General features: G+C 71.8%; 13 protein-coding genes. 7 read left to right on the top strand and 6 right to left on the bottom strand.

What is annotated here, in order from left to right; translation table 11 throughout:
* Positions 1 to 52: 52 nt before the first annotated feature.
* Together LMH63_RS07160 and LMH63_RS07155 are read left to right on the top strand one after the other, a co-directional pair.
* Positions 53 to 1216 (top strand): zinc-binding dehydrogenase, encoded by a 1164-nt coding sequence (locus LMH63_RS07160; RefSeq protein WP_229332749.1) that lies wholly within the window; start codon positions 53 to 55, stop codon positions 1214 to 1216.
* Entirely contained in the window at positions 1213 to 2262 is a 1050-nt protein-coding gene (locus tag LMH63_RS07155) for a proline racemase family protein (protein WP_109676910.1), read from the top strand. The genes LMH63_RS07160 and LMH63_RS07155 overlap by 4 nt, the downstream gene beginning before the upstream one ends.
* A 4-nt stretch (positions 2263 to 2266) precedes the next feature.
* Here the strand turns inward: LMH63_RS07155 and LMH63_RS07150 are convergent, their stop codons facing one another.
* The 3 genes from LMH63_RS07150 to LMH63_RS07140 all read right to left on the bottom strand — a co-directional run bounded on the left by LMH63_RS07150 (position 2267) and on the right by LMH63_RS07140 (position 4191).
* On the bottom strand, positions 2267 to 2956 hold the full coding sequence (locus LMH63_RS07150) for an SOS response-associated peptidase (protein WP_109676912.1): 690 nt from the start codon (positions 2954 to 2956) through the stop codon (positions 2267 to 2269).
* Between the two features lie 53 nt (positions 2957 to 3009).
* Entirely contained in the window at positions 3010 to 3684 is a 675-nt protein-coding gene (locus LMH63_RS07145; RefSeq protein WP_109676914.1) for a Fe2+-dependent dioxygenase, read from the bottom strand.
* An 84-nt stretch (positions 3685 to 3768) separates the two neighbouring features.
* Positions 3769 to 4191, bottom strand: a complete 423-nt coding sequence (locus tag LMH63_RS07140; protein WP_158280309.1) for a hypothetical protein — start codon at positions 4189 to 4191, stop codon at positions 3769 to 3771.
* Here LMH63_RS07140 and LMH63_RS07135 point away from each other — a divergent pair.
* Complete coding sequence (locus LMH63_RS07135; protein ID WP_158280310.1) at positions 4183 to 4815, top strand: 4-helix bundle domain-containing protein; 633 nt, start codon at positions 4183 to 4185, stop codon at positions 4813 to 4815. The genes LMH63_RS07140 and LMH63_RS07135 overlap by 9 nt on opposite strands.
* A gap of 93 nt (positions 4816 to 4908) precedes the next feature.
* Here LMH63_RS07135 and LMH63_RS07130 read toward each other — a convergent pair whose 3' ends face one another.
* A complete protein-coding gene (locus tag LMH63_RS07130; RefSeq protein ID WP_158280311.1) occupies positions 4909 to 6408 on the bottom strand; it encodes a sensor domain-containing diguanylate cyclase in 1500 nt (499 codons plus the stop codon).
* A 175-nt stretch (positions 6409 to 6583) separates the two neighbouring features.
* Here LMH63_RS07130 and LMH63_RS07125 point away from each other — a divergent pair, with 175 nt between their 5' ends.
* The 4 genes from LMH63_RS07125 to LMH63_RS07110 all read left to right on the top strand — a co-directional run bounded on the left by LMH63_RS07125 (position 6584) and on the right by LMH63_RS07110 (position 11396).
* Positions 6584 to 7363 (top strand): GNAT family N-acetyltransferase, encoded by a 780-nt coding sequence (locus tag LMH63_RS07125; protein ID WP_158280312.1) that lies wholly within the window; start codon positions 6584 to 6586, stop codon positions 7361 to 7363.
* A gap of 109 nt (positions 7364 to 7472) precedes the next feature.
* Positions 7473 to 8387 (top strand): AAA family ATPase, encoded by a 915-nt coding sequence (locus tag LMH63_RS07120; protein ID WP_109676923.1) that lies wholly within the window; start codon positions 7473 to 7475, stop codon positions 8385 to 8387.
* On the top strand, positions 8387 to 9325 hold the full coding sequence (locus LMH63_RS07115) for a DUF58 domain-containing protein (protein ID WP_109676925.1): 939 nt from the start codon (positions 8387 to 8389) through the stop codon (positions 9323 to 9325). Before LMH63_RS07120 ends, LMH63_RS07115 begins: the two co-directional genes overlap by 1 nt.
* On the top strand, positions 9318 to 11396 hold the full coding sequence (locus LMH63_RS07110) for a transglutaminase TgpA family protein (protein ID WP_158280313.1): 2079 nt from the start codon (positions 9318 to 9320) through the stop codon (positions 11394 to 11396). Before LMH63_RS07115 ends, LMH63_RS07110 begins: the two co-directional genes overlap by 8 nt.
* On the opposite strand, the gene LMH63_RS07105 is transcribed toward LMH63_RS07110, so the two are convergent.
* Positions 11329 to 11766, bottom strand: a complete 438-nt coding sequence (locus LMH63_RS07105; protein ID WP_109676929.1) for an Rrf2 family transcriptional regulator — start codon at positions 11764 to 11766, stop codon at positions 11329 to 11331. The genes LMH63_RS07110 and LMH63_RS07105 overlap by 68 nt on opposite strands.
* 440 nt (positions 11767 to 12206) lie before the next feature.
* Entirely contained in the window at positions 12207 to 12710 is a 504-nt protein-coding gene (locus LMH63_RS07100; protein ID WP_109677193.1) for a DUF1249 domain-containing protein, read from the bottom strand.
* Between the last annotated feature and the right edge of the window lie 51 nt (positions 12711 to 12761).

Below are 12761 nucleotides of genomic sequence, written 5' to 3'. Positions count from 1 at the left end.
GCCGAGGGCCCATATTCGGGGGTTTGTCCACCGATCCGAAGGAGACTGCGCCGTGAGCGCCGACAACATTCCCACCACCATGGCGGCCATGCTGCTGACCGGCCATGGCGGCACCGACAGCCTGGTCTATCGCGAGGACGTCCCCGTGCCGCACCCCGGCCCGGGCCAGGTCCTGGTCAAGGTGACGGCCACGGCCAAGAACAACACCGACCGCAAGGCCCGCGAGGGGCTCTACCCCACCCGGGAGCGCGGCGAAGTGACGTCCTTCGCCATGGGCGGCGCGCCGACGCTGACCTTCCCGCGCATCCAGGGCGCGGACGTGGTCGGTCGGGTGGTGGCCGCGGGCGAAGGCGTCGATAGCGGGCGAATCGGCGAGCGCGGGCTGCTCGATTTCAATCTCTACGCGGACGCCCGGCGGGACATCAACCTGACCCCGGACTACTACGGGCACGGCGCCGACGGCGGCTTTGCCGAGTACATCGCGGTACCCTCGGATCAGTTCCATCGCGTGGACAACCCGGAGCTCGCCGATGCGGAGCTCGCCTCCCTCGGCATGTGCTCCTACCAGACCGGCTACCACATGCTGACCGCCGCCGGCGTCCAGGCTGGCGAGCGGGTGCTGGTGACCGGCGCCAGCGGCGGCGTCGGCACCGCACTGATCCAGCTCTGCCGTGCCATCGGGGCGATTCCCTATGCCGTGAGCCAGCCCGGCAAGGCCCAGGCGCTGCTCGAGCTCGGCGCCGAGGCCGTACTGGACCGCTCCGACATGAGTACCTTCGTCGAGCGCGTGCGCGCGGCCACCGGCGACCGGCCCATCGACGCGGTCATGGATCTCGCCGGCGGCGAGCTCACCGACCATTTCATCGACACGATGATCTTCGACATGCGCGCGCGCCGGACCTACCCGCGCCTCAGCATCGCCGGCGCCAGCGCGGGCAATGTCAGCGAGATCATGTGGACGCGGATCTATCTCTACCAGGTGCGGATCTTCGGCGTCTCCCATGGCACCCGCGAGGAGGCCGAGCAGCTGGTGGCGTGGATCCGTGGCGGGCAGCTCAGGCCCGTGCTGCACGCCGCCTTCCGGCTCTCCCACCTGCGCGAGGCCGAGGACTACTTCGTCCATCGCGGCAGCGACTATCTCGGCAAGATCGTCATCGTGCCGGACTCGGAGTGGGACGCCCACGGCGCCCGGTTCGCACTGGAGGGCCAGTCGTGAGCCACCCCCTTACCCTGCAGGTGATGGATACCCACGCCGGCGGCGACGTCAGCCGGATCGTCACCGGCGGCATCCGCGCCCTGCCCGGAGAGAGCGTCCGCCAGCAGATGGAATACCTGCGCGACGACGCCGACGGCCTGCGCAAGCTGCTGCTGTTCGAGCCCTACGGCATCCCGGAGATGTCGGTGGACCTGATCGTCCCGGCCACCGACCCGGCAGCGGACCACGGCTACATCATCATGGAGGTGATGGGCTACCCGATCTATTCCGGGTCCAACACGCTGTGCACCGCCACGGCCCTGCTCGAGAGCGGCCTGGTGCCGAAGCGCGAGGGCGACCAGTCGTTCACCCTGGAGGCGCCCGCCGGCCGGGTGCAGGTCACGGCGCGGGTGCGCAACGGCGTGGTGGAGGCGGTTACCTGCGAGGGGCTGCCGAGCTACATCGACACCTACCGCACCACCATCCACGTGCCGAGTCTCGGCGAGGTGACCTACAGCGTCGCCTACAGCGGGGGCTTCTACGCGCTGGTGGAGTCGGCGCAGTTCGGCTTCGTGCTGAGCCGCGAGGAGGAGTCGCGGCTTGCCGCCTGCGCCCACGCCATCGTCGAGGCCATCCGCGCCGAGGGCGGCTTCTCCCACTACACACTGGGCGACGTCGGCCCGCTACCCTTCCTCCACTTCATGGGCCCGGTGGAGCACGTGGCCGAGCATTTCTACCGCTCGCGCTCGGCCACCTACGTCCATCCCGGGGTGATCTGCCGCAGCACCACGGGCACGGGCACCTCGGCCCGGCTCGCGCTGATGCACCATGAGGGCACCATCCAGCCGGGGGACCGCCTGGAGACCGTCTCGCTACGGGAGACCGCCTTCACCGGCACGCTCACCGGCATTCGCCAGGAAGGCCGGCACACCGTGGTGGAGAACAACATCACCGGGCGCGCCTACGTGCTGGCCCGCTCGCAGATCGTCGTCAACTGCGAGGATCCGCTGGTGGAGTGCGCGGGCCTGCGGCACATCCTCACCGACGAGCCGATTCCCCACGAGTGAGGTCTCAGGCGTCGTCGCCCGGTGCAAGCGCCTCGCCCTCGGCCGCGACGAGCCCGGGATCGTCATTGCGCGGGTTGCCGACGCGGCGACTGACGGGATAGGCCTCCAGCGCCGCCGCCGGCAGCGCCTGCACGGCGGAGCGGATGGCTTCCCGGTCCTGGCGCGCGGGATCGAGCCATGCCGCCCAGCACGCGGGGTCGAGCACCACCGGCATGCGCGGATGGACCTCCCTGGCCACACCGCGGGCCGGCTCGGTGATGATGGCGAGCCGGCGCCCGCTGGCGACGTCGTCCGCCGGCGTCCAGATGGCCGCCAGCCCGAGCACCGATCCGGCCCGGTGCCGGAACCGGTAGGGACGCTTGCCCCCGGCCTCCGGCCGCCATTCGTACCAGCCGTCCGCCGGCACCAGGGCGCGGCGGCGGGCGAAGGCGTCGCGGAAGTAGCCCGACTCCGCGACCTTTTCCGCGCGGGCATTGATCGGCGCCGGCGCGCCCTCACGTCCCGCGGCGAAGCGCGGCCGGAAGCCCCAGTGCGCCGCTACCAGCCGGCGCTCGCCGCCCACGTCGACGATCACGCAGGCGATGTCCTGACCGGGCGCGATGTTGTAGCGCTCGCCCCAGGGCACCTCGCCCAGGGCGCGAAAGGTCTGCAGCACCTCCTCGGCGCTGCGGGAGAGATCGAAGCGTCCGCACATTCCCGCTCACCCGGCAGCCCGCCTCAAGGATAGCGGGTGGTGCTGCCGAGCCGTCAGTCCTCCGCCCAGCGGCGCAGGAGGTTGCTGCGCGCCTTGAGCACCATGTCGAGCGCCGTGTCGGCGTCCACGCCCCCCTCGCCGTCCGGGCGCAGGGCGTGGGCGGCGCGATCCAGGTCGAATAGCAGCTCGCGCTGCCCGGGGTCGCGGATGTAGCTGCGCAGCCAGCCCACCACCACCACGCGCCGGCCGGCCGTGACCGGCTCCACCCGGTGCAGGGAGGTGGAGGGGTAGATCACGAGACCACCGGCGTCGAGCTTGATGGCGCGCTCGCCGGCGGTATCGTCGATCACCAGCTCGCCGCCCTCATAGCTCTCCGGCGCGCTCACGAAAAGCGTGAAGGACACGTCCGTACGCTGGCCGCCCATGAGGGCGTCATCCACGTGATTGCCGTAGGTCATGCCGCCGTCGTATCGGCTGAACAGCATGCGCACCACGCTGCGCGGCCGCGCCGCAGCCTGCACCACCGAATGCCCCAGCACCGCCTGCTCGGCCTTGCGCAGTACCCCCTTGACCAGCTGGCTGTCACCCCCCTGGAGGTTCTTTTTCAGTCCCTTGGCGCGCCAGCCGGCGGTCTTGCGGCCGTCGACGAAGAGATCATCGCGGTCAGCCAGCTCACGGAACGCCTGGACGGTATCCGGCGGGATCACACCCGGAATCTGCAGCAGCATGACATGGCTCCATGATTGTGAATGATTTGCGTTGATGCTAGCTTTCGGGAGCGACTCGAACAATGCCGAACCGCAAGCAGGAGGTTACCGATGGAGAACCGTACCAAGCTCTGGCTCAGCCTGGGGGCCGTGCTCGCCGGCGGTACCGCGCTGCACGGCGCCGCCGTCGCCGAGAGCGGTAAGCAGCCGGTCGTCCCGGAGGACCCGCAGGCCTGGATCGCTCAGGCCGGGGAAGCCGGTGAGGCGGGTGAAGCCGGTGAAGGCGGCGAGGCCGGTGAAGGCGGCGAGGCCGGTGAAGGTGGCGAAGGCGGTGAAGGTGGCGAAGGCGGTGAAGGTGGTGAAGGCGGCGAAGGTGGCGAAGGTGGCGAGGCCGCCGGCGCTGCCGCAGCGCTGACCAGCGACGCCGCCTACCTCACCCAGCTCGGCCTGGTCCGCGGGCATCTGCAAGTGGGTGTCGAGCTCTACCGCGAAGGCGAGCATGCGGCCGCCGAGACGCACATGAAGCACCCCGGCGACGAGCTCTACAGCGGGCTGATGAGCGCCTTCGAGGCGCGCGGCAGCGAGGGCTTCGCCGATGAGCTCTCCACCCTTGCCGACCGGGTCACCGAGCGGGCGCCGGTTGCGGAGGTGGAGGCGGCCTACGAACGCCTGCTGACGGCCATTGGCGAAGCCGAGGCTGCCGCCGGCACCTCCAGCCCCCGGGAGCACGCCGAGATCATCCTTGGCCTCGTCAACACCGCCGCGGAAGAGTACGACATCGCCGTGGGCGACGGCGGCTCGCTGGAGAACGCCCACGAGTACCAGGATGCGCTCGGCTTCGTGCAGGTCGCCGAGGACCGCCTCGAGGCCTTCCGGGAGAGCGGGGGCGATCCGGAGGTGGCCGCGGAGATCGCCGCCCAGCTGGAGGCCATCCGGCCCGCCTGGCCATCGCTGGTGCCCCCGCAGCGGCTCGACACCGCTCCCTCGGCCCTCTACGGCGCTGCCAGCCGGATCGAGCTGGCCACCCTCTCCATGGGCGGTATGGCCGCCGCCGAAGGTGGTGAAGGTGGCGAAGGTGGCGAAGGTGGCGAAGGTGGCGAAGGTGGCGAAGGCGGCGAAGGCGGCGAAGGCGGCGAGGGCGGCGAGGGCTGAATCAGCCTGACCCCACCACCCGCCCGCCCGGGTCGCCGCGTCGCGGCGGCCCGGGCTGCTCCCGAGCCGCTACAATGGCGCGCCCGTCCCTCTCTACTCGGCCGCTTCGATGCGGTTGCGGCCGAGGCGCTTGGCCAGGTAGAGGGCCCGGTCCGCCTGGCGCACCAGCGTCTCCGCGCTCTCGACATAGTGCCCGGCATCCATGTGTGAGGCGATGCCAGCGGAGATGGTCACCTGCGCCTGCTGCCCGTCGTCGAGCTCGTGGGTCATCCCCTCCACCGCCGATCGCAGCCGCTCCACCACCGCCCAGGCCTCCTGGTGCCCGGTGCCCCTGAGCAGCAGCGTGAATTCCTCGCCGCCATAGCGTGCCAGCAGATCGTCGGCCCGCAGCTGGCGCACCATCTCGGCGGTCACGTTGCGCAGGATCGTATCCCCGCCCTGGTGGCCGTAGCGGTCGTTGACCGCCTTGAAATCGTCGAAGTCGAGGAAGGCCAGGGTCAGCGGCCAGCCCTGCTCGGTCGCCTCCTGGTAGTCCTGCTCCAGACACTGGTCGAAATGGCCGCGGTTGTAGAGGCCGGTCAGCGCATCGCGGCGGGCGGTCTCCTGGAGGCGCTGGCTGAGGCGCCGGAGCTCCTGGGTCTGCTGGCGCTCCTCGCTCACCCTCTGCAGCAGCTGCAGGTTGCGGGCCGCCAGCAGCTCCCGGGCCTGATCGGTCATCGCCGCCGCATCCCGGGAGGAGACGATCTGGGTCTCGAACAGGGACTCGATCTCCGGCAGGGACTCCCGCAGCCGGTCGAGCACGTCGCCGAGCGCCTCCTGATCCAGGTCCAGCCACGCCTCGGCGGCCCCCGCCGCGCAGGCGGTGGCGGTCTTCGTGTCCTCGGCGAGGTAGACGTCCGCCACCGGGCCGGATACCGCCACGCAGGCCATGAACGGGACCAGATCCTGCGGCACGCTGGCCGTGCGCAGCTCGTGACTCTCCATGGTGGCAAGCGGCAGGTACTCGGGCAGCCCCCAGTGCCGCATGAGCCAGGCGCCCGCCTCGCTGTGATCGGTGCCGAAGGCATCCCGCTCGGCCTGCACCAGGATTTCGTGGCTGGCCTGGCCGCTGACGGCGGCCGGGTAGCGGTCGGGATCCGCGGCCTCGAGGGCGAAGATCCCCACGTCCTGGAGCAGCCCGGCCAGAAACAGCTCCTCGCTGGAATGCAGGCCCTTGTGCTCGCCAAGGAGCCGCGCCGCCAGCGCGCTCAGCAGCGCCCGCCGCCAGATGGCGTCCAGGTCCAGCCGCTTGCTGCCCTTTTCCTGCAGGCAGGCGGAGAGGGAGAAGCTCAGCGCCAGGGTAACCGTCGCGTTCAAGCCCAGCACCATCAGCGCCTGGCGCAGGTTGCTGGTGCGCCGGCGCTGGCCGTAGAGGGGGGAATTGGCGACCCGAAGGACCTTCGCGGTGAGCGCCGGATCGCGGGAGAGCACGCTTGCCAGGCGTCCCATGTCCAGATCCGGATCCCGCGCGAGGTCGATGATCTGCAGGGCGATCCCCGAGAGCGTCGGTAGCTGGGTGGCGAACTTCAGTCGCTCTTCCAGTTTGGCGTCCATCGAAAGCCGTGCCCCGTTAAGTGGTCTTCCGCCGCTGCGGAGCCTACTCCATTTGCCACCGGCAGTGGCAGCCACGCAGGCGGCTGTCAGAAGCCCGTCATGGCACTGCCACAGGCCCGACATGCCGTCGCACTACGCTGCAACCGTCCGTCGATCCATTGCCCGGGAGGCTACGATGCCCGCCACCTGCACTCCGCGTCAGCACTCGCGCCTTGCGGTCACCATCGGCCGCGATCTTGCGGCCCGCGACGTTGCCCAGCGCCTGCGCTACCGGGTGTTTGCCGGCGAGCTGGGCGCGCGGGTCCATGGCCCGGCGCCCCAGCGCGAGGGCGACCGCTTCGACGAGCTCTGCGACCACCTGCTGGTCTGGGACCGTGACACCGGGGAGGCCGCCGCCTGCGCCCGCCTGCTGGACGGGGATATCGCCCGGGCCAGCGCCGGCTTCTACTCAGCCTCCGAGTTCGAGCTTGGCCCCCTGGCCCGCCTGCCAGGCCGCACCCTGGAGCTCGGGCGCACCTGCGTGCACCCCGCCTACCGCAATGGCTCGGGCCTGGCGGCCCTGTGGAGCGGCCTTGGCCACCACATCATGGCCCATCGCTACGATTACCTTATCGGCTGCGCGAGCGTGGACATGAGCGACGGCGGACACGATGCGCACCTGATCATGCAGCGCCTGCGCGAGCGGCATATGACCGGCCCCGACGAGCGTGCCGTGCCACGCCTGGCCCTGCCGGCGCCGCCCGCCCCGAGCGCCGTCGCCGCGCCACGCCTGCCCCCGCTGCTGCGCGGCTACCTGGCCCTCGGCGCCCGCATCGGCGGCGAGCCCTGCTTCGATCCGGACTTCAACGTCGCCGACGTGCTGGTGGTGCTGGCCACGGCCACCCTCTCCCGGCGCCATGTCCGGCACTTCCTCGGGGAACCGGACGCCCTCAGCCCCCGGCGCGCGGTGGCCTAACAAGTCGTCGACGACCTGCCCCCGCTGGTCCGCATTTTCGTGCGCCGTTCCACGCGGCGCACCGTGCCGCCGCGCTAGACTGCCCCGGCCACTGACAGGGGGACGGGGCATGACCACCACCACGGAACGCGTGCTCGAGGCGGCCGAGAACGTCATCCTCGGCAAGCGGCGGCAGTTGCGGCTCGCCCTGACCTGCCTGCTCGCCGGTGGCCATCTGCTCATCGAGGACGTACCGGGCGTGGGCAAGACGACCCTGGCGCATCTGCTCGCCCGCCTCCTCGGGCTCGACTTCCAGCGTGTGCAGTTCACCAGCGACCTGCTGCCGGCGGACATCCTCGGCGCCACCATCTACGACCGCGACAGCGGCGGCTTCAGCTTCCATGCCGGCCCGGTCTTCGCCCAGGTGGTCCTCGCCGACGAGGTCAACCGTGCCACGCCCAAGACCCAGAGCGCACTGCTCGAGGCCATGGAGGAGCGCCAGGTCACCGTGGACGGCCATACCCGCGCCCTCCCCGATCCGTTCTTCGTCATCGCCACCCAGAATCCCGGCACGCAGGTAGGCACCTTCCCGCTGCCGGAGTCGCAGCTGGACCGCTTTCTCATGCGGCTCTCACTGGGCTATCCGGATGCCAGCGCCGAGCGCGCCCTGCTGCTCGGGCGCGACCGTCGCAGCCTGATCGCCGGCCTCGACCCGGTGATCACCCCCGACGAGCTGCGCGCCCTGCAGCGCCAGGTGCCCGAGGTGCATGCCGCGCCGGCGCTGATCGACTACGTGCAGGCGCTGCTCGCCCAGAGCCGGCGGAGCGCCGGCAGCGGCCACGGCCTGTCGCCACGGGCCGGCCTCGCCCTGCTCCGCGCCGCCCAGGCCTGGGCACTCCTCGAGGGGCACCGCGGGGTGTTGCCGGAGGACGTGCAGACGGTCTTCCCGGCGGTGGCGGGCCACCGGCTGGGCACCGCGGGCGAGCATGCGGGCGTCGAACACGGCCATGCCGCCGCGCTGCTGGACGAGGTGGCGGTGCCCTGATGCGCTGGCCGGCCTGGTTCGCCGAGCGCTTCGAACAGCGCGGCACACGCCTGCGGCTGCGCTACCGGCGGCTGTACATCCTGCCCACGCGCCACGGGCTGCTGTTCGCCGCGATGGTAGTGGTGATGTGGCTCGGCGCGGTCAACTACAGCAACAGCCTCGCCTTCCTGCTCGCCTTTCTCATGGCCGGCCTGTTCGTCGCGGCCATGCACCATGCCTTTGCCAACCTGCTCGGGCTCGAGGTCGCCTTTTCCCCGGGTGCGCCGGTGTTCGCGGGCGAGATGGCGGTATTCCCGGTGCATCTCGACAACCCCGCCCGGCGCACGCGCCTGGCCGTCGAGGCCGAGGGCGAATCCGTCGAGGCCAGCCCGGTGGACGTTGCCACCCGAGGCGAGGCAGCGCTGGAGCTTCGCTGCCCGGCCCGCCGTCGGGGCCGCCTCAGCCCCGGGCGGCTGGCCCTGGCGAGCCGCTATCCGACGGGGCTTTTCCGGGTCTGGACCTGGCTGCGCCCGGCGGTGAGCTGCCTGGTCTATCCGCGCCCGGAAGCCGGCGAGGTCCCGCCACCACCGGGGCGCGCCGGCGCCAGCCGCGGGCGCGCCGGCGGCAGTGGCGATGACGACTTCGCCGGGCTGCGCCGCTACCGCCCCGGAGACCCGCTGCGGCGCGTCGCCTGGAAGGCGGCGGCCCGCAGCCAGGAGCTGCCGGTGAAGGTCTTCCAGGGCGAGGCTCCCGCGCGCCTGCTGCTGCGCTGGGCGGACACCGAGCTCAGCGACACCGAGGCCAGGCTCTCGCGGCTCTGCCGCTGGGTCCTGGACGCCGATGCCGAGGGCCGGGTCTACGAGCTCGAGCTGCCGGGTCTGCGGCTCGGGCCGAGCTCGGGCGCGGCCCATCGGGCCCGCTGCCTGGCGGCGCTGGCGGAGTTCCCGGGTCATGCCTAAGCTCCGTCGTCCCGCCCGGCGCCGCACGGACCGCCGCCTCCCGGCATGGCGCGGACCGGAGGCCCTGCCCGGCGCGGCCACGGTGGGCGCCGTGCTCGCGGTGCTCGCCCTGGTCCTGCTGCCCCATGTGACACGCCTGCCGCTCTGGCTGACCGCGGCCATCGTCCTCGCCGGGGCCTGGCGCCTGCATCTCGCGCAGCGCCGCGGCGCCCTGCCCCCGCGCCTGCTCCGCATCGCCGCCACGGTGGCGGGGGCACTCGGTGTTTATGCGCACTACGGCACCCTCATCGGCCTCGATGCCGGCGTCGCCCTGCTCGCCCTGATGGCCGGCCTGAAGCTGCTCGAGACCGCGCGGCGGCGCGATCTCGTGATCGCGCTCTACCTGGCGTACTTCCTGGTGGTCACGCAGTTCCTTTACAGCCAGTCCGCTGCCATGGCCGCCTACATGCTGGCGGTGGTGCTGGTGGCGACCACGGTGCTCATCGGCATCAACCGCGCCACCGGCAGCCCGCTGGAGCGCCGGCACCTGCGCACTGCGGCGAGCCTGCTGGCCCAGGCGCTGCCCATCATGCTGGTCCTGTTCGTGCTGTTTCCGCGGCTGCCGGGCCCGCTCTGGCAGATGCCGGACGACGCCTACGCCGCCCGCACGGGCCTCGACGACACCATGACCCCCGGCGCCGTGAGCCAGCTGAGCCGCTCGGACGAGGTGGCCTTTCGCGTGCGCTTCGACGGCGAGCCCCCCGTTCACCGCGAGCGCTACTGGCGGGGGCTGGTGCTGGCGGGCTATGACGGCCGCAGCTGGCAGCGGCTCAACCTCCCGGGCGGCACGCCGGCGCTGTCGGTGGCCGGGGAGCCCGTCAGCTACGAGATCACCCTGGAGCCGCACAACCGCCGCTGGCTGTTCGCCCTGGACGCGCCCACCCGGGTGCCGGCGCGCGGCAGCGTCACCCCCGCGCTGGAGCTCCTTGCCGACGAGCCGGTCCGCGAGCTGCAGCGCTACCGGCTGCGGTCCCATACCCGCCACCAACTTGGCGAGCGCCTCTCCGCCGGTGACCGTCGCGGCTACACCGCGCTGCCGGTGGACGTCCATCCGCAGGCCCGTGCGCTGGCGCGGGAATGGCGCGCCGCCGCCGGCGACGACGACCGCGCCGTGGTGCAGCGGGCGCTGGCGCACTTCCGCGAGCAGCCCTTCCACTACACCCTGCAGCCCCCGCTCCTTACCGGCGATACCGTGGACGAGTTCCTGTTCGAGAGCCGGCGCGGGTTCTGCGAGCACTATGCGGGCGCCTTCACCGTCCTCATGCGGGCGGCCGGCATCCCGACCCGGGTGGTGGCGGGCTACCTCGGCGGCGAAATGGTGGACGGGGAATACATGGTGGTGCGCCAGTCCGACGCCCATGCATGGACCGAGGTCTGGCTCGACGGCGCCGGCTGGACCCGCGTCGACCCCACGGGCGCGGTGGCGCCGACCCGGGTGGAATCCGGGCTCGGCGCGGCCCTCGCCGGCGAGGAGGACGTCCCGGCCATGGCGCGGCAGGGGTTCGGCTGGCAGCGCCGGCTGGGCCTGTGGCTGGACCGGCTCGACGCGCGCTGGGATCAGTGGGTGCTCGGCTACAACGCGAATCTGCAGCAGGATCTGATGTCACGCTTCGGCCTCGGCGCCCCCACCCGCATGGCCCTCGTCCTTGCGCTGGCCCTGGTGACCCTCATGGCCACTGCGGCGGCGCTGACGCTCCTGGGTACCCGGCGCGCCCCCGGGGAGCCGGTGGCACGGGCATGGTGGCGGTTCCAGCGCCGGCTCGCCCGGATCGGGCTGCCGCGGGTGCCGAGCGAGGGGCCCCAGGACTACGTCGAGCGCGTGGCCGCGGCCCGCCCGGACCTCGCCGACCAGGTCCGCCGGATCGGGGCACAGTACCTGGCGCTACGCTACGGGCCGGGGCAGGCGGGTGACCGGGTCAACGCCCTCGCCGCGGCGGTGCGCCGCTTCCGGCCGCGGCGTCGGGCTAAGACCGGGCCGGCGACCGCGCGAGCCCGCCGATCTCGGGGCGCTGCGCCAGTGTCTCCAGGGTGATGCCGTCGAGGAATTCCTGGATCTGGCCGGAGAGCTCGCTCCAGAGATCGTGGGTGAGGCAGCGCTCGGCGTCGCGGCCATCGTCCCGCGCACCGCAGAGACCGGCATCCACGGATTCATCCACCGCCAGAATGATGTCGGCCACGGTGATATCCCCGGCGGGCCGTGCCAGCCGGTACCCGCCTCCGGGGCCGCGCACCCCCCGCACCAGCCGCTGCCGCCGGAGCTGGGCGAACAGCTGCTCCAGATAGGACAGCGAAATCCCCTGCCCCTGGGAGATCTCCGCCAGCGTCACCGGCCCCCGCCCCTCATGCAGGGCCAGGTCCATCATCGCGGTGACGGCGTAGCGGCCTTTTGTGGAGAGCTTCATCCCGGTTCTGACCTCGCTTGGCGTCCGCCCCATTTGACGTCACAAATTCTCTGGCGTTTCCGTTCCGATCCGAAACGGGTCGCAATGAGCCGGGCGCGACGGTCGGCCCTCCGCACCGCTCAGGCAGCGGCCACCCCACCAGATCGGGGCTCGGGGTGCCTCAGGCATGGCCAGGGGCGGTCAGCTCAGCCCGCTCTTCAGAAGACCGAAATTCAGCTCCGAGGCCTGAACGGCCCTGTGCGGGGTTCCCTCACGGGACCGTAGGCGGCAGGGATGCCGCCTTCGAGCCTACAGGGAAGTATTCACGGCGTGTCCCGTGAGGGAACGCCGCACAGGGCCGCGCCCGCGCACCGTGCGGAGGCCTTCTTAAAGACGGCCGGGCCTCTTGCAACCGGCTCCAGCGCCCCAAACACGCCAAAAGCACCGAAAGCCGGCACGGCTCACACCGCCCAGCGACGGGCCTCTGGCCTCGGCGCGGGGGTACCGTCGACCTCCGGCGGGAAGGCGTGGCCCTCACCGAGGCAGTAGCGCAGCCAGCGGTTGAGGAAGCGGTTCACCTCCCAGCGCCAGGCCAGCGTGCCCCGCTCGGGCAGCGCGTGGGGGCGCGAGCCGCCAAAGCCCTGGGGGCTCGACTCCGGGAGCACTTCCGCCACCCGGGCATCGTGATAGATGCGCACCCGCAGGTCCGGCAGCACCTCCGGCATCTGCGCGCGGTCGAAGCGGTGCGTGAGAATCACGTTGGTGGTGTAGGCGCAGCGCTCGGTCACCTCCAGGTGGAGGTCCGGCGAGCCGTCGATGCTCGATACCACCCGGTCCGCGTTGCGATCCACATCCGGGATCAGCCGGCGCAGGAAGATGTAGTTGTTCTCGTAGAGCTCCATCAGCGCCGCAAAGCTGCGCCCGGCCTGGCTCTCGAGCGGATTGTGGGGGGTCGCGAGCATCATGCGCCCGAGCATAGCACAGGGTTTTGCCGGCTCCGGGAACCGCATCCCGCT

Origin of the sequence: Spiribacter halobius (assembly GCF_020883455.1) — a bacterium.
GTDB lineage: Bacteria > Pseudomonadota > Gammaproteobacteria > Nitrococcales > Nitrococcaceae > Sediminicurvatus > Sediminicurvatus halobius.
The sequence above is the reverse complement of the archived record's forward strand: the minus strand, read 5'-3'. Positions and strand labels throughout refer to the sequence as shown.